Origin of the sequence: Flectobacillus longus, from assembly GCF_030056705.1 — a bacterium.
Classification (GTDB): Bacteria; Bacteroidota; Bacteroidia; order Cytophagales; family Spirosomataceae; genus Flectobacillus; species Flectobacillus longus.
Genome location: NZ_JASHIC010000033.1, coordinates 1 through 16723 on the forward strand (window position 1 = coordinate 1; position 16723 = coordinate 16723).

General features: G+C 36.7%; 13 protein-coding genes. 5 read left to right on the forward strand and 8 right to left on the reverse strand.

Annotation, left to right across the window (positions count from 1 at the left end):
- Window positions 1-413 precede the first annotated feature (413 nt).
- Both QM491_RS21595 and QM491_RS21600 read right to left on the reverse strand, forming a co-directional pair.
- A complete protein-coding gene (locus QM491_RS21595) occupies window positions 414-1490 on the reverse strand; it encodes a helix-turn-helix domain-containing protein (RefSeq protein WP_283329609.1) in 1077 nt (358 codons plus the stop codon).
- Window positions 1491-1625: 135 nt separating this feature from the next.
- Window positions 1626-3248, reverse strand: a complete 1623-nt coding sequence (locus tag QM491_RS21600; RefSeq protein WP_283329610.1) for a S8 family peptidase — start codon at window positions 3246-3248, stop codon at window positions 1626-1628.
- Window positions 3249-3588: 340 nt separating this feature from the next.
- Between QM491_RS21600 and QM491_RS21605 the strand changes: the two genes are divergently transcribed.
- Window positions 3589-4869: an MFS transporter gene (locus QM491_RS21605; protein ID WP_283329611.1), complete on the forward strand. Its 1281-nt coding sequence runs from the start codon at window positions 3589-3591 to the stop codon at window positions 4867-4869.
- A 242-nt stretch (window positions 4870-5111) separates the two neighbouring features.
- On the forward strand, window positions 5112-6254 hold the full coding sequence (locus QM491_RS21610) for a MalY/PatB family protein (protein WP_283329612.1): 1143 nt from the start codon (window positions 5112-5114) through the stop codon (window positions 6252-6254).
- A 67-nt stretch (window positions 6255-6321) separates the two neighbouring features.
- On the opposite strand, the gene QM491_RS21615 is transcribed toward QM491_RS21610, so the two are convergent.
- Window positions 6322-7104: a sulfite exporter TauE/SafE family protein gene (locus QM491_RS21615; RefSeq protein WP_283329613.1), complete on the reverse strand. Its 783-nt coding sequence runs from the start codon at window positions 7102-7104 to the stop codon at window positions 6322-6324.
- Window positions 7105-7173: 69 nt separating this feature from the next.
- Window positions 7174-7977, reverse strand: a complete 804-nt coding sequence (locus tag QM491_RS21620; protein WP_283329614.1) for a sterol desaturase family protein — start codon at window positions 7975-7977, stop codon at window positions 7174-7176.
- Window positions 7978-8551: 574 nt separating this feature from the next.
- Between QM491_RS21620 and QM491_RS21625 the strand changes: the two genes are divergently transcribed.
- A complete protein-coding gene (locus QM491_RS21625; RefSeq protein WP_283329615.1) occupies window positions 8552-9178 on the forward strand; it encodes a response regulator transcription factor in 627 nt (208 codons plus the stop codon).
- Window positions 9179-9188: 10 nt separating this feature from the next.
- Here QM491_RS21625 and QM491_RS21630 read toward each other — a convergent pair whose 3' ends face one another.
- From QM491_RS21630 to QM491_RS21645, 4 genes are all read right to left on the reverse strand, one after another.
- Complete coding sequence (locus QM491_RS21630; RefSeq protein WP_283329616.1) at window positions 9189-10358, reverse strand: MFS transporter; 1170 nt, start codon at window positions 10356-10358, stop codon at window positions 9189-9191.
- A 44-nt stretch (window positions 10359-10402) separates the two neighbouring features.
- The gene (locus tag QM491_RS21635) at window positions 10403-11062 is read right to left on the reverse strand and encodes a cyclase family protein (RefSeq protein ID WP_283329617.1); all 660 of its coding nucleotides are present in this window, start codon (window positions 11060-11062) and stop codon (window positions 10403-10405) included.
- 361 nt (window positions 11063-11423) lie between these two features.
- A complete protein-coding gene (locus tag QM491_RS21640) occupies window positions 11424-12986 on the reverse strand; it encodes a DUF1501 domain-containing protein (RefSeq protein ID WP_283329618.1) in 1563 nt (520 codons plus the stop codon).
- Window positions 12987-13255: 269 nt separating this feature from the next.
- Complete coding sequence (locus tag QM491_RS21645) at window positions 13256-14857, reverse strand: DUF1800 domain-containing protein (RefSeq protein WP_283329619.1); 1602 nt, start codon at window positions 14855-14857, stop codon at window positions 13256-13258.
- 184 nt (window positions 14858-15041) lie between these two features.
- On the opposite strand from QM491_RS21645, the gene QM491_RS21650 reads away from it, so the two are divergent.
- Both QM491_RS21650 and QM491_RS21655 read left to right on the forward strand, forming a co-directional pair.
- Window positions 15042-15629, forward strand: a complete 588-nt coding sequence (locus QM491_RS21650) for an RNA polymerase sigma factor (protein ID WP_283329620.1) — start codon at window positions 15042-15044, stop codon at window positions 15627-15629.
- Window positions 15630-15718: 89 nt separating this feature from the next.
- Window positions 15719-16696 carry a FecR family protein gene (locus QM491_RS21655; RefSeq protein ID WP_283329621.1) on the forward strand — a complete coding sequence of 326 codons (978 nt, stop codon included), beginning with the start codon at window positions 15719-15721 and terminating at the stop codon, window positions 16694-16696.
- Window positions 16697-16723 lie beyond the last annotated feature (27 nt).

Here is a 16723-nt window from a genome sequence, read left to right on the forward strand (position 1 = left end):
GAGAAAATACGCCTAAGAACCAGTCAAATCCTAGATCGAATCATGGATATTGCTGTTGGATTACATAATCTTAGAGTTACTTTCAGAACAATAAATAATAAACCGTGATAAAGTTTATTAATTCTTCGCTTTACTTTTTAACTAGGCGTTCCCAACTAGGCGTTCCCAACTAGGCGTTCCCGCCTTAATACAAAAAGTAACCGCAGCGGCGGCCACAAAAAAATCAAGAATTTATAATCGGAGTGGCGTACCACCTCGCTTCGCTCAAACAGTATAAATTCATTGCTCACGCAAGTAATTTTACGAAAGTTTAAACAGCTTCAAAGTTAAAAATACTTACAATAATATAAAAAAAGCTCCACCAATTTGGTGGAGCTCAAGCTATAAATAATTCTTTATATCCTTACTTTGTATTAAATTCTTCCTAATTCCGTTTTCAAATCATCAACCAAATCCTTAATGCGCTCCAATGATGGTTGTGGTTCGGGCATTTGATAACTTACAAAAGCCAAACATCCCCATATTTCCTGAATATCTTTTAGGCTTACTTCTTTGCTCGAAATATTAGTTTTGTCTGAGCTTAGCAACAATGTACCTTTAATTTTTGCCTGACTGTAAACTCTGCGGTAAAGAATGCCATATTGTGACGATACAATGACATAATGTTGCCCATCTTTGATATCTGACCAATCTTTGATTTGATTACCTACAATAATTGAATTATCAAGAACAAAATCATCTCCTGACTCAAATGCACGACAATTGTTTGAAGTAATATTTGGTAGAGTCATACTGGGTAATGCCGCAACAAAATCTGCTCGCTGGCAGTTTCCAGCATATTCTTTTGCCGCCTGTTTGGTTACATATCTTATAGCTCCAGCTACAATTGGTGTTTTGGATGGTTCAGGAGCTGCATTTAGACGAGAACTTGAGACAGACGTTGTATTTGAATTAACTATTTGTCTATCAGGGTCAACCGAATGGTATTTTTTAGGAACAACTCTTTGCGAAACCAAATTTACTTGATTTTCATTACGATAATATTTCTCTACTACCTTCTGGATTGGCAATGCAGGAATAGTAGTCTGAGGCTCGATTGGCGCTATAGTTGGACTACCTTGGTAAAAACTCTGAATAGGATTGACCGAGGAGGTACTTGTAGGAAAAGTGTTGGCAATAAGCGTCCCAATTGAACTTGGCTCAGGGTCAATCGGAGAAACAGTCGTCTTATAGGGATTTACTCCGCCCGACGACATACCTGCAATACCAGGCGTGTCTCTAATCTTACGAATATCAGTTTTGATGAGTGCATCAACCGATGTACCAAATACTTGTGCAATCATTTTGAGATTTTCCAAATTTGGATTGGCACGAGCTTCCTCATAAGCTCCTAGCAACGAGCGCTTAATCCCTATTCGGCGAGCAAATTGCTCTTGAGTAAGACCATTGAGTCTGCGAAGATATTTGATATTATTACTTACAATCGACATGATTTTTTCCTTTCTGCACGAATAGTCCGTTTCCTAAAAATTAAAACTTTTAATGGGAATTTACGATATTATTCGAAAAAACTCCAATGAATATCCTTTTATCAATCAAAAATCGTGTTTTTTACAATATCTACACTATGGTTGATGCCCATCTTCTAGCATACGGATAGCATTATAAGCATTTACAACCCCACCTGTAATGGATAGTTTACTAAATTCAACGAGGTCTCCTGTACCAGGCTGAGTTACCTTAGTGTGAGGCATTTTTGTTGCTGATTGCAAAATTACTTTTTTGATTTGTTTCGCAGAAAGCTCTGGGTAATAAGCCTTAATCATAGCCGCTAATCCTGTTACAACAGGGGCAGCCATACTTGTTCCGCTCAAATCTTCATATTTAGAGCCTACTACGGTTGATTTTAAATCCACACCTGGAGCAAAAACATCTACTGTTTTGCCTCCATAATTCGAAAACTCGGCAATAGCGCTTGGTGGCTGAAGCCAACTAGTAGCTCCGACTTCAATCCAGTTTTCTGCTATTTTTCCGTCCAAATATCTTTTTGATGGGAAATTATCATTTATATCTATATTCTCATTTTCGTTTCCTGCTGCATGAATCAACAATACATCCTTTGATTCGGCATAACGAACGGCTTCGTCTACAGCCATTTTTTGAGGCGAAAAAGGCTTACCAAAACTCATATTAATGATTTTAGCACCATTATCAACGGCATAACGTATGGCATTTGCAACGTCTTTATCTCGTTCATCTCCTTCAGGTATGGCACGCAAAATCATCAATCTGACGTCATTTGCCACACCCAAAATACCTAATGAGTTGCGACGGTTAGCCGCGATTATTCCTGCCACATGTGTGCCATGACGAGCGTCTGGACCTTTTACCTCGTTGTTTCCATAGCTTCTATCAACAATATTATTTACATCGTCGCCAATAATTTCTTGACGTGCATTATAATTCATGTTGATACCGTACTTCATTTGTGCATCATAATAATCATAACCTTCTTTCAACGATGCTTCGTCCTGACCTACTTTGGCTAGTACTTCATACATTCTTTTGGCGGCTTTGACCTCTTCGGGTGCAGTTACTCCAATTCGTGTAAGTTCGGCGTTTCCAACTTGGTCGGAAGCAGTGTAATCCAAAATTATTTTTTTGGCTTCCACAAATTTGTTGTAAAGTTTTATGACAAAAGAACCTTGCTCATTAAGCTCTTTGATTTTATCGTCGTATTTGACTTTAACTTTTTTATAAGTATCATACTCCGATTTTTGTTTGGCAGAAAGTCCGTTGATATCTCTATCTCTAAAACTACCATATTTCGCTTTCAAACGTACATACTCTCGAGTAAGCTCCATGTTTTCGCGCTCAAGGTCTTGCCCTTTTGCATTTCCTAAAAAGTCCCAACCATTGGTGTCGTCTACATAGCCATTGTTATCGTCGTCTATGCCATTGTTTGGAATTTCGTTGGGATTTACCCAAATATTATCCTTTAAATCTTCATGATTAATATCTACTCCAGAATCGATAATGGCTACCACAACCGTTTTAGATTTCTTTTTATAGAGAACTTCACGGTAAGCACGCTCTGTACTTATTCCTAATACGCCATCTTGCTGAAAATCTAAATTAAACCAATTATCGGGAGCTTTATTGAAAGAGTTATTGAGGTACTGCGAATAAGCAGAACCAATCACTGTAAAGAAAATAGTAGCAGTTAAGGCAATTTTAGATTTAATCATAAACTAGTACTTAATGGAGTCTGTGATGCACTACTTACAACGGCTTAGTCAGGTTAGATTTCAAGAGCCTAAGGTTGATAGAAGTATTTTATCAAACGTAGCAAACAGCTCCCAAACCAATACGAACACGATATTTGTATTTTTAATAACAACAAACAGATAGAAGTGCTCAAAATAAGTAGGGTAGTTTTATGCAAAACTAAGAAAATATATCCGATTCTCAAGATTTTGTGAGTTCTGTGTTAAATAAATCGAGCAATTGGTATTTAAGGAACTTGAAGTTATCATTTTTTGTATTTAATGTATATACAATAAATTTCAATATGCTCAATTTGTACCTATGAAACATCTTTTACAGCATTGGTGGATTCAACGATATTACCCTTTTCTCATTTGCTTTTCAGGTTTACTGATTTTAGTAGTAATCAATGGTCTGACATCAACTACAATTTCAGTATTCGATAGGGTATTGTTGGATGAATTTCAATGGTCTCGCTCGGAGCTAAAATTGAGAGATTCAATACCCAATGCAACAGCTTTTGCTTTGATTTTTTTTTCAGGATTATTGATAGATAAATTTCGTGTAAGAAGACTATTACTGATTGGAAGTTTGATTTTAAGTATTGCTTTATACTCTTATAGTTTGATTCATACGAAGTTTGAAGCCTACTTTCTTCACTTTTTGTTTGGTGTTGCCTACACACTTTCAGGCTCTGTTTCGGCTATTATTCTGGTTTCTAGTTGGTTTTATAAACACAAAGGCTTGGCTCTTGGGATTACCCTAGCAGGTACAAGTTTAGGTAGTTTTGTATTTCCAAATTTGATTCATCATTGGTTGGAGCTATGGGGCTGGCGAAGTACTTTTCAACATTTGGCTATTTTTCCTATTATTTTATTTGTATTTATTTTCCTATTTGTCAAAAGTTCACCTTCTGAGCTTAATCTCGAGGCGTTTGGTAGTACCGATGAACCACGTCATTCGAAAAATAATTTATCTGAACCTCTCGCCGAAGGCTTGAGCTTTGAGCAAGCTTTACAAACGCCTACTTTTTGGTTGATATGTCTTTGTGGATTTCTCACTTTTTATGGTTTATTGGGCGTCGTCGCCAATTTGTTTTTACATATAACTGATTTAGGCTTTACAGCACAAGATGCCACTTTTGCCTTAACGTTATATTTTGGGGTTGCCTTTGGGGGGAAGCTACTTATTACGTCGGTATCCGATTATTTTAATACCTATCGAATATTTACACTTTGTTGTACTCTCATGACTATCTCGGTGCTGGGCTTTACGACTATGGAAAAAAATCTTGTTTACTGGTCTACCGCAGGAATGGCTTTGAGTTGGGGAGGGATTTATTCGATGTATAATGTATTAACGATAAGAACATTTGGTCTGAAGTCGGCAGGAAAAATCAATGGAACTATCAACATGTTTGAGTCCGCAGGAGCATTTTGTGGACCAATTTTTACAGGATTTATTTTTGACAAAACTCACTCATATCAGTTAGCTTTCCTAATTATTACCTGTATTATGGGTTTTGCCACTTTGCTTTCATTTTTATTTTCTCCCAAGAAAAAAACAACTTCTAATGCTGAGATTGAAGGGTTTTCAAAATAAAATCAAGATAGTCTAAACCAGTTTTTTATCTTTGTTGCTCATTAAGAAGCGAAAAGCATTAGAGATGAATCACTAATGTTGATGCGTTTTAGGCAATAAGCTGTAGGCGTTAGGCAAAATTGTGTTCATAGTGTCATTAAAAACACTTTTTGACTTTTAGCGTACGGCATAAAGCCCAGAGCTTAAAGCGGGTAAAATTATTTTAATTTTGCCCACTAATACTTAACAATCCATAGACTATTATGTTTAATTTTGACGAAATCATCAACCGACACAATACAGATTCTACTAAATGGGATTTTAATAATGACCCCGAAAATGTAATTCCAATGCCTGTTGCAGACATGGATTTTCGTTGTCCTGAGCCTATCATTAAGGCTATGCTTGAGGTGGCTGAACATGGGGTGATGGGTTATTCTTTTGTGCCAAAAGAGTTAAAAGCATTGTTTACTCAGCGTATGAAAGACTTGTACGATTGGGATATTCAAGAAGAATGGCAAGTTTGGATTCCTGGTTTAGTACCTGGGATTACCACTAGTTATAAGGCTGTTGGGCAGTCGGGTGACGAAGTAATGACAACAATTCCCGTTTATGGTCCATTTCATTTGGCGCCAACTTGGGCAGATCGTCAATTAGTAACAGTTCCATTACTACTCGAAGGCGAACGTTGGGTCATGGATTTTGAAGCTATCGAAAAAGCAATGACTCCAAAAACAAAGGTATTCATGCTTTGTAATCCTTATAACCCAGGAGGAACAGTATTTACTTCAGCAGAGCTCACCAAACTTGTAGAGATTTGCCAGAGACATGGTGTGGTAATCTGTTCTGATGAGATTCATTGTGATTTAATTTTAGATGAAAATCTTCGCCATATACCTACAGCAAGTTTGAGTGATGAAGCAGCTCAAATAACGATTACTTTGATGGCACCGAGCAAAACTTTCAATATTGCAGGTTTGGGTTGTTCAGTTGCTATAATTCCTAACAAAGCATTAAGAGATAAATTTGTTTTGGCTAAAGCAGGTGTATTTCCTGAACTTAATCGCTTTGGGATTCGTGCTGCTTATGCGGCCTACAAGGATTGTGAGCCATGGCGTAAAGAACTTGTAAAATATCTCAAAACAAATCATGATATTTTACATACAGCCATAAATGCTATACCTGGGCTAAAAATGAATAAGTTGGAGGCTACATATTTGGCGTGGATAGATGCTAGAGAAACTGGTATTGAAAATCTAGCAGAACATTTACTCAAACATGGTATTCGGGTAGTCGATGGACCTGTTTTTAAGGGTCAAGGATTCTTTAGAGTAAATTTTGGCTGTACCAGAGCCACTTTAGAAGAAGGCATAAAACGAATTCAAGAAGCATTTGCTAATATTTGATAAATTTATCAAGCCTGATTATGTAAAATAAAAAACAGCAAGTTGAGGTATGTCAGCTTGCTGTTTTTTATTTTAAAAATATATCATAACCAAAGCGTAAAATTACGCCTATTACCACTACAACAAAGAAAATTCTTACGAAAGCACTTCCTTTCTTGAGTGCTAATTTTGTTCCTATAATCGAGCCTATAATATTAGCAATGGCTAATGGTATAGCGACTTTATACAACACATCTCCCGAAGACATAAAATAAATTATTGCAGGAATATTAGAAGCACAGTTCATAATTTTGGCATAAGCTGAAGCATGTAGAAAGTCGAGATAAAATATTGATACAAAGGTAAATACTAAAAAGCTTCCCATACCCGGACCAAAAAATCCATCATAAAATCCTAAAATTGCTCCAGTGAGCATAACTCCCCAGAAAAAGACTTTTCCATGATATTTGGGAGTATGATGAGTTCCCAAATCTTTTTTTATCAAAGTATATATCAATACCAAAATTAGTAAAACAAGAATAATTGGGCGAAGAGTTTCTTTATTAAGTGTACTTACCAAGCGTGCACCCATAAGAGCAAAGATACCAGTAGTCAAAACAGCTGGAAACATCACCTTCCAATCTACTTTTACTTGCTTGATATACTGAAAAGCTGCGACCAAAGTGCCTGATACAGAGGCTAATTTATGTGTTCCAATGATAGTTGGAATAGAAAATTGTGGTAAAAATATCAATAATGCTGGTAGTTGAATCATTCCGCCACCTCCAACAATCGAATCAATAAATCCTGCTGAAAAAGCAAAAACCAGTAAGAAAGAAAGTGTTTGAAAACTAATATCATCAAGAAACATGGCGATTATGGTTAGGAATGTTCTTACAAAATTAGTCCAAACACATTAGAATTTCAATCTATGTACAAATCATTCGAAGGGCATTTTGAGCAGAGAAGCAATAGATTCATTTTTGGTTGTATCCATTTGGGTATCGACTCCATAAACAATGTCATTAGGATTTTTAAATGAAAATGTACCAAATAGGCGATCCCAAACGGAAAAAATATTTCCATAGTTAGAATCTGTATAGGGTTGTACATAATGATGATGAACATGGTGCATATCAGGCGTAACAATGAACCAGCTTAAAACTTTATTTAGCCTAGTTGGAAGACTAATATTGGCATGATTGAATTGTGATAGCATAACCGAAATAGACTGATACATCATTACTATCCACATAGGTGCGCCTGTCATAACAACTGCGATAGTTGTAAAAACAAATCTAAAGGCACTCTCGCCTGGGTGGTGCCGATTGGCAGTAGTGGTATCTACCTGCATATCGCTGTGATGGATAATGTGGAATTTCCACATCCATTTTACCTTATGTTCAAGCCAATGAACAAACCACGCCCCAATCAAATCTAATATTAATAAACCAAGAATGGCATATATCCATGAAGGCATTTTTGGAAGCCAATTAATGATACCAAAATGGTTGGCAACAGCCCAGTCAGATGCTTGAAGTAGAATAAAAGCTAGGAAAAAATTTACTATAATGGTTGTGATGGTGAAAAAAATATTTACACCAGCGTGTCGCCATTTGTGATAGGAAAAGCTGAATAATGGCATTGAGGATTCAATTAACCAGAAAAAAGTTATACCTCCCACCAAAATTATTGAGCGGTGAGATGAAGGAATAGTCGAAAAATAGTCAATCAATTGATTCATAGTTATAGCTTTTAGCAAGATTGTTTTAGATAGTTACTCTATACCTAAATTAATGTTTTTCAAAGAAGTATTAAGTAATCGTGCAGGATTATATTTAAGTTATGTGTTTAGGCACTAGGCAACAGGCACAAGGCACAGAGTGTTAAAATGTTTTTTAATAACCACAGCCATGCTTTTTCCAAAGCCCACCGCCGAAAGCCGTTACCTGAAAGCCCAAAGCCCAATCTTAAATTTTATTTTGCCTACTAACTTAATTATTAATGCAAGATAAAATTGCATTAATACGCATTAGGCCGTAAGCCGTAGGCAAACAAGCTTCATTTATTTCCTGAGAAATACTTTTTAACATTTAGCTTATGGCATAAAGCTTATAGCAGGTAAAATTGGCTCCCTAACTTATTTAATACCATTTAAGTGTTTTTTTATTCATAAAACACGTCAATAAAGTACGATAATCTTCGATTGTCATAACAACACTCCGTAAAATAAAAACAAACAAACATTTACATAAACATATTCTTACTTTGTAGTTACCACATATAAACTATAGCACAAACATTGTGTACTAAAATTTATGAACTTGCTAATCGTACATGAACACCAACTCCTTGCAGATGGACTAAAAGTAATACTGGGACTCAATCCAAGTATTTTATCTATTCAATTGTTATCTATTCAACAAACATCTAGAGAGTATATCCAAAACCTAAATCCTGATGTAATCTTGATTGATAGCCAGCATTCTTTTAATCAAATAGCAGCGTATTTTAATGAGTTGTTGGTCTTAGATATAAAACCAACCCTTTTTATTTTGAATGTTTCAAATGAAAATTTGAAACAAATTTCACCAGAAATACCGAATCTCAAGAGAGTGTTTAAACTGGAGCATGGTCTGAATGAGCTTCTTTCAGAGCTAAATTCTTTAATTTTAGAAATTGGAGAGAAACCTTTTTTAGATACGTTTATCAATCAAAAAACACTTCTTAAACAAAATAATGTATCAGAGCGAGAAGTCGAAATAATTACATTGGTTATGCAAGGTTTTTCTAGCCAAACGATAGCAGAAAAGCTATTTCTTAGCGTACATACTGTAAATACTCATAAACGTAATATTTATAGAAAGCTGTCTGTGCCAAACGAAAGAGAGCTGATCAAATTGATTCAGCAGCAATATTACATAAAGCAATTCCCGATTTTTTGATAGGCTTATATCATCGCTTTATGGTAATTAAACCTATGCACATTCCGAGTGAAAGCGGGAAAAAAAGCCATTCAGTCATAATTAAACCCTGTAGGTTTTGTAAAAGCATGATACTTAAAACAGTGATAGCAAAACCAATACTATTAACTATTGTAATGGCTGAAGCGCGATAGCTTGGTTGTGCATTTTGTGAAATTAAGGTCGAAAATTGAGGAGAGTCTGCCACAACACTAAATCCCCAAATTAGTAGCAAACCCATAAATAATTCAAAAGGTAAATGCCAAATGAAAGGGCTTATTAAGCAGCAAATTCCAGAAATGATTAGGAAGAAATACGCTAGTTGACGGCTTGTGAAGTTTTTTTGGGAGAGTTCAGCGGTGCAAATACAGCCCAAAATTCCCATACCAATTATCAAAAATGACCAAGCTGAAATAGAAAATTGGAGATGATGTATGGATTGATAATGTTGTAAAATGGCTGGAACAAAAGCCCAAAAGGTATAAAGCTCAAACATGTGCCCAAAATACCCCCAAGCATACTGTTTGAAATCTGGATTTGTAAATGCCTCAAAGATGGCTTTGGGACTAAAATTTCCTGTTTTTTGACGGTATGGTCCGTCAGTGATTCCAATTGCTATTAATAATGCTCCACAACATGACAATAGGGAGGAGGCAACAATGATATTTTGCCAATTAAAATGCCATTGTATTGCTGCTAAAAAGTGCCCAAAAGAAGTCCCTAATACGAGTGCTCCAACCAAATATCCTAGTGCTTTGCCTAGTCCTTTTTGATGCCAATCGCTCATTATTTTCATACCTACAGGATACACGCCTGCCAGAAAAAAACCTACCCCAAATCTTATACCTAACAAAAAAGGCATATTCCCCATGCTTTTGAGCGTACTTAAATTGAGTATTGCACCAAGTATAGCTGAAATAACAAATACCCATTTGGGCGAAAATCTATCACTTATCGCTAACAAAGCATAACATAAAGTGCCGCAAACAAAACCTAACTGTACTGCCGAAGTCATATTGCCAAGAAAATGACTGTTTTGTGGAAACAAAGGTTGAATATCTTTCAGTATAGCATTGACAGCAAACCAAAGTGAGGTTCCCGAAAACTGGGCAAATACCACTATTGGTGTTATGGCTTTCGGGTTTTTAATCAATTTTTCCATTATCGAATTTTCAAAAACTACTACACAGACTTACAAATGACACCTTATTCAATTACTACATAAGCCCTCACAGGAAAAGTCCCCATTCCTTTGACTTTGGGAGGTGTAGCACAAAATTTAATTGCGGTCCCATCAGGAATTTGATTCAGATTGCATAAGTGTTCAACAATCAAAATTTCATTTTTCAGTAAAATCGTATGAACAGGTCTAGTTTTACCAGATACATCATCAATATTGTAAGAGTCTATCCCTACCAAAATAACCCCCTGCTCAACCAAGTATTGTGCAGCCTCTGCCGTTAAAAAGGGATTTTCTGAATAATATGCTTCTTGTTCCCAAAGCTCATCCCAACCAGTGCGCACCAACACTGCTTTATTTTTGAGGTTAAATCCTTTAAAAGAATCAATATCAATTTTCTTGGATTTTTGATAAGGAACAGAAATTAAAATAGCATCTAGAAGTGCAGTTCTTTCTATTAATATTTCTGATAAATCTTTTCCATCTTCATATCTGTGGAAAGGGGTATCTATATAAGTTCCAGTATTTGAGACCATTTCAATTTTCCCGATTTGAAATGAGGTATCCTCGTCGTACCAATTTTTAGATTCTTCTCTTGTCCAGAAATCACAAATTTTGGGTGCAGGAAGTCCTTTATAGGTAACAGTACCATCTTCGATAGTATGACTTAAGTCGATGAATTTCATGAGCTTTAATGTAAGATTTGAAAAATATTCAAAAATGAATTTACAGAAAAATTCATCAAATCAAGCACTTTGGAGCAACAGTCCGATGATTCCTCTAACAGGAACAAACCAAATAATCGTTCTCAGATATCAGAAATGGAGTGCTAAAACTCTAGAAAAATCATGAGTTCTCATGAATTTTGGTATTTCAACTGTTTATCAAAAAAGGCGTTCGAAAAATTCATTTCGAACGCCTTTTTTGATACTTTATTTCAACATGACACCTCTTCAGACGCAAAGCATTACGTCTCTACTAGTAAAATGTAGATTAAAAGTCATTACTCAATTAGTGATGACTCATGTAAAACTCCTTTTATATCATTTACCCATGCTTCATCAGTTTTCGAATCTGCTGGTACGAGTCATTTTGAAAACGAGCATAATAGACACCATTTTTCCATTTTGAGGTATCTACAGGCATATCATAAGTACCTTCAGGATACATTCCATCCACAGGAGTGCTCATAAGTCGTCCGACGTTATCAAAGATTTGAATAAGGTTATATCCTCCTCTTGAAGTATATACCAAAATCGTACTTTGCTGGAATGGATTGGGATAATTATAGATGTATTCCCCCGAAGATTCTAAATCAACGACAGGAGTAAGCCCGCAGGCTTGCGGTCGAATCAGTGGTAAAGACTGAAAGGTATCTTTAAACAAAACATCGTCTTTCCAACTGGCATTCATACATAAAAACTGTTCGAGAATAGAACTATATACCGAACGAAAATCATATTGCATGAGTACATTGTCACCTGTTTGGACTGAAGCTGCAATATCGGGCGTTGTACCCAATACAACAGGATTTACCATATCTCCAAACATAAATAAGGGGGCGGCTGCTCCGTGGTCGGTTCCGCCACTGGCATTTGATTTAATCCTACGTCCAAATTCTGAATAGGTCATTCCTACAACTCTATTGGATACGCCCATGGCTTTCAAATCATCGGTAAAGGCTTTGATGGCATCCGAGATTTGTTTCCAAAGATTGGCGTGCGTTCCTGTGGTGGTATCGGTCGTATTGACCTGATTACTGTGCGTATCAAAGCCTCCCAGATTGACAAAATACACCTTCGTTTTGAGTCCTCCGCCAATAAGGTTTGCGACGATTTTTAGTTGTCCTGCCAAATTGGTATTAGGGTAGGTAACCAAATTTTTAGCTTTGCCTGCGGCTCCCCGAATTGAACTGGCATACAGATTTGTTTGATTAGCTACTTCTCTTAAAAAACTAAGCTCTTTACCTGCCAATGTATCTGGGGCATCTTCTACCTTATTTTGTACCAAATTATAGAAACTGCTCGGGTTGGTAATAGCCATACCCATAGACGAAACGGGTCCTTGCAAAGCAGTGCTCACCGTAGAGCCAATTTGGATGGCTAAGGGGTCAGGAAATTGAACATTAGGATAATTATTGGGATAGGTAGGATGCTGCAAGGTCAAATATCTTCCAAGCCAGCCATTGTACACATACTGATTAGAATCCGTGGCGGAATTCCAAATATCAGTGGCTCTAAAGTGGGAGAAGTTGGGATTGGGATAGCCTACACTTTGTATAATATTGGCTTTGCCTTCCATAAATAGGTTGTGCAGGCCTCCTGCCATAGAAGGGTGTAGACCAATATTGGCATTTTGTGATACTTTCAATAATGCTCCTTCTGGAATGGCGATGTTTGAGCGGGCATTTTTGTAAAGCCCATATTTATCGATAGGGATAACTGTATTTAAACCGTCGTTACCTCCATTGAGCTGGATAACCACAAGGGTATTTTCGTCACCACTTTGATTTTTGGCAACATTTCCCAAGGCTTTTACCGAAAAACCACTGAGTAATGCTGGCATTAAGAATCCTGCTACAGATTGCTGGACAAATTCTCTACGTTTCATAAAAAGAGATTTTAGATAGAAGAAATACAGAAATCAAATTAGTGGGCAAAATGAATTAGAGTAAAATATTTCACTTACAATTCACCTAGTGTACGAAGGATTATAAAAACTGATTCTTTCGGATGTTGGATATTGGAAGTATAAGCTTCTGTATTTTGTGAAAAATAAAAGTATATTTCTATATTTCCGAAATCAGAAATCCCAAATCTGAAATAGTTAGAAATCCTTCGAACACTACTAATTCACAACTCACAATTCATCACTCATAACTAGGTTAATTGATACTCTGGTAATGACAATAAGTACTGGTAAAGAGATTGTAATTTACTCTTCACTAGCGTCATTGTATCTTGTGGTCTTACCAGCATTGTATCCCAGATTTCGGTCCAATAATAGTCACTCAACTGCCCTGAAAGCAGTATGTCTCTTTTGAGCTGTTCTATTTTTTCTGCTGAAACGGGCACTTTGTATAATAAGGCAATGGAATCTGTAATCAACAAATTGGGGTCGTTGGGTTTAGGTAAATTTTTGGCAAAAGCAATGGCATCAATCTGTATCTTTTTGCCATTGCGAGTTATCCCATTAGCAAGCATCGTATCAGTATATTGTACTCTTTTGGGATAGGTATCAGAGGTTATCCACGCTTCATAAAATATCGGTTGTTGGTAATACGCTGCCCATCCTGCTACATTGGGTGGGTCTCCAATACTTTGTTGCATGATGGTGCCCTGACGAACGACTTCCACAAAAAGCATATAAACATCGACAAATTCTGTTATAGGATTTGGGAATATCACCTCAAATTCACGAAGGTTTCCAATGATTAAATCTAGTGGAGACTTGATGACCGCTCCATAAAGCTGTGCATCATAAAAAAACTGACTTTTAAAGAGGGTAGAAAGGACAGGGCTAATTTCGAAATTGTTTTTTCTGAATATTTCGGCGAGCGGCGTTATAATATTTTTCTCAATTGTTTCATTCAAATCATAATGGACAAAGAATTGATAAATTTTTCTACAAATAAACTTACTCAATTCTTCTTTCAGAAAAAGCATATCAACTAATTCCTCTAGTTCTAACATACCATCAGTACCTGATTTTCCTTTTATGACAGTGTTGTTGTAATAGGAAGAAAAGGTTTTGTCGCTTGTATCGTGTCTGTTTGGGGTAAAGCTATAATCAATGGCTTGGGCATTTACTACGTAGCCTGTCAAAACCCGTGATGCTGCTTTTACATCGTCTTCTGTGTACTTTGAGCCAGCGCCTTTGCCCATGGTAAAAAGCTCTTGTAGCTCACGTCCATAGTTTTCGTCTGGGGCAGTTTTGGTATTTTTATTACCATTCAAATACACCAGCATAGCAGGATCGATGGACATTTCCCGAACGAAGGTCTTGAAATTACCCAAAGCAAATTTTCGTAACAGAGAATGATGTTTGTATAAATAGCGGGCATCACTTACAGTATCTGCTTCGGTTGAGAAATGATTATGCCAAAACAAAATCATTTTCTCATGAATACTTCGCCCTTGATAAAACATTTGTTGTAGCCACCACGCTTTGTAGCTATTCCTACGTTTGCTATTGAGTGTTCCGTCTCCATACGCTGCAAATGCCCAAGTAGCACCAAGTGCAATACCCGTTGGGTCTGTATAATCGGCAGTATTGTAATAGTTGAGCGGAGGCTCTGGGTACAATTGAGGTTTTAATAATTCTTCGACGGACTGACTTAAAGTTTTGGTTTTGAAATAATTAACATCGGCAGGTTTGGCGCCAAACATTACTCTCTTGAGCAGATGAGTAATCTGTGGAGTACTCCATTCACCTTTGTATTCCTCCAATCCCGCTTGAATTTGTTTGCTTGAGAAAGTCATAGTATGTTGTGCTTAGAGTTGGAACTTTTAGACCATTAGCTCAGAGCAAGGTTTAATACTGTAGGTTAAAACCAATCCAATTCAGAATAAACCATCGTAACAAATCCTTAACACAAGTATAATTTACTCATAAACACCGCAGATACCTGAGGATTTACCTTTGTGGCAAAATTGGTTTTGCGTTATGACAAAGGCTAAATTTCTAGACGATTCTGCTATAATTCAAGCATGGCAAGCAGGCGATACATACGCTTTTGAGATACTTTATCAGAAGTATTGGCGGAAGCTCTATTCCTTTGCGCGCCGTACAACTCCCAATGCCGAAGATGCCCAAGATTTGATTCAGGATGTTTTTGCTCAGTTATGGATGCAAAAAGAACAAATCGATGCTGGAGTATTTTCGGAGTCTTATTTGTTTGCTATTGTTCGAAACAAATTGCTGGATAAAATTCGAAAACAATATGTTCGAGAAGATTATATCCAGAAAATTCTTCAATCTGCCTCAGAGTCAGACTTCTCGACTCAACAAACGATTCTTTCCAACGATTTGAGTAATCATCTCCATCAGGCGGTGAATGTTTTACCTGAAAAATGTAAAGAAGTTTTTCAGCTAAGCCGATTTGAACAACTTACTGTAGATCAAATTGCCCAGAAGCTTCAACTTTCTCCTCAAACTGTTAAAAATCAACTATCTAAAGCATTGCAAGTAGTCCGTTTTCATTTGCGAGAGTTTGCAACCTTAGGGCTATTTCTTTTATGTAATATTTTTTAAAAAAACGTATTTCTACATAGTACCAAATCTCTTCTTGCACGAATACATACATGAAAGGGAAGGAAAACATCCCCATTTCCTTTACATGAATGAATTCCAAAGAGCAGGAGCGAGTTTTACGAGAATACCTAAATGGACAAGACAGTCCTGAAGGAAAGGCTCTTTTTGACAAATGGACGCAATCGCTCTACGATGAGAATTCTTTGCCAATTTCGGATACAGAGGAAGTCCTCTCGCAGACTCAGCAGCGAATGTGGGCGCATATTTCTCCTAAAACCTCATCTCCAATTATTCGTTTGGTACCATCTTGGGGACTTCGTTTAGGGGTTGCTGCTAGTATTTTGTTTATCTCTGTTTTGGCTTGGCTATGGATAGCAAAATTTCATCAGCCAATATCTGAAAGTGAGCTGAGTTATCAGACCATCAAAACAAAGGCTGGCGAACATGCTACTGTTATTCTAGAAGATGGAACAAGGGTATTTTTAAATGCGGCTTCAAGTTTACGTTTTCCCAAAGAACTGAAAGGTCTAACTCGTCACGTATATTTAGAAGGGGAAGCGTATTTTGAGGTGACTCATAACCCTCAACAGCCCTTTGTCGTGAGTTCAAAACACTTAAATACTACAGTGAAAGGTACCACTTTTGATGTTCACGATTATGCACAAGACTCACAAGCCAACGTGACAGTACTTACTGGTAAAGTAGCTGTAGAAATAGCAGATAATACTAAACATAACTGTTTGATACTACCCAATCAAATGTGTACTTATGAGAATGGTAAAGCCTTTTTGACTAAGTCTGTTGTCGCTGATGCAAGTGAATCAATTAGTTGGAGAGAGCGAAAAGTTTACTTTAAAAGAGAATGTATGGGTTTAGTTTTCAGGAAATTAGAACGGATGTATAATGTGTCATTTCAAATAAAAAATCCCCAATTATTGGATTGTATTTGGATTGCTTCTTTCGAAAATGCTAGCTTGGAAGAAGTACTTCAGTCGATGCAGTCGTCTCTAGGGATCCAATATCAAATCAAAGGAAAGGAGGTTATTATAACAGGAATTTGCCAATAATGTAGAAATTCCCAAGAAAGTATTTTA

Excerpts from the sequence above, each read along its gene's own strand:
- QM491_RS21595 (WP_283329609.1), bottom strand. The coding sequence starts at position 1,490 with ATGTCGATTGTAAGTAATAATATCAAATATCTTCGCAGACTCAATGGT.
- QM491_RS21600 (WP_283329610.1), bottom strand. The coding sequence starts at position 3,248 with ATGATTAAATCTAAAATTGCCTTAACTGCTACTATTTTCTTTACAGTG.
- QM491_RS21605 (WP_283329611.1), top strand. The coding sequence starts at position 3,589 with ATGAAACATCTTTTACAGCATTGGTGGATTCAACGATATTACCCTTTT.
- QM491_RS21610 (WP_283329612.1), top strand. The coding sequence starts at position 5,112 with ATGTTTAATTTTGACGAAATCATCAACCGACACAATACAGATTCTACT.
- QM491_RS21615 (WP_283329613.1), bottom strand. The coding sequence starts at position 7,104 with ATGTTTCTTGATGATATTAGTTTTCAAACACTTTCTTTCTTACTGGTT.
- QM491_RS21620 (WP_283329614.1), bottom strand. The coding sequence starts at position 7,977 with ATGAATCAATTGATTGACTATTTTTCGACTATTCCTTCATCTCACCGC.
- QM491_RS21625 (WP_283329615.1), top strand. The coding sequence starts at position 8,552 with ATGAACTTGCTAATCGTACATGAACACCAACTCCTTGCAGATGGACTA.
- QM491_RS21630 (WP_283329616.1), bottom strand. The coding sequence starts at position 10,358 with ATGGAAAAATTGATTAAAAACCCGAAAGCCATAACACCAATAGTGGTA.
- QM491_RS21635 (WP_283329617.1), bottom strand. The coding sequence starts at position 11,062 with ATGAAATTCATCGACTTAAGTCATACTATCGAAGATGGTACTGTTACC.
- QM491_RS21640 (WP_283329618.1), bottom strand. The coding sequence starts at position 12,986 with ATGAAACGTAGAGAATTTGTCCAGCAATCTGTAGCAGGATTCTTAATG.
- QM491_RS21645 (WP_283329619.1), bottom strand. The coding sequence starts at position 14,857 with ATGACTTTCTCAAGCAAACAAATTCAAGCGGGATTGGAGGAATACAAA.
- QM491_RS21650 (WP_283329620.1), top strand. The coding sequence starts at position 15,042 with ATGACAAAGGCTAAATTTCTAGACGATTCTGCTATAATTCAAGCATGG.
- QM491_RS21655 (WP_283329621.1), top strand. The coding sequence starts at position 15,719 with ATGAATTCCAAAGAGCAGGAGCGAGTTTTACGAGAATACCTAAATGGA.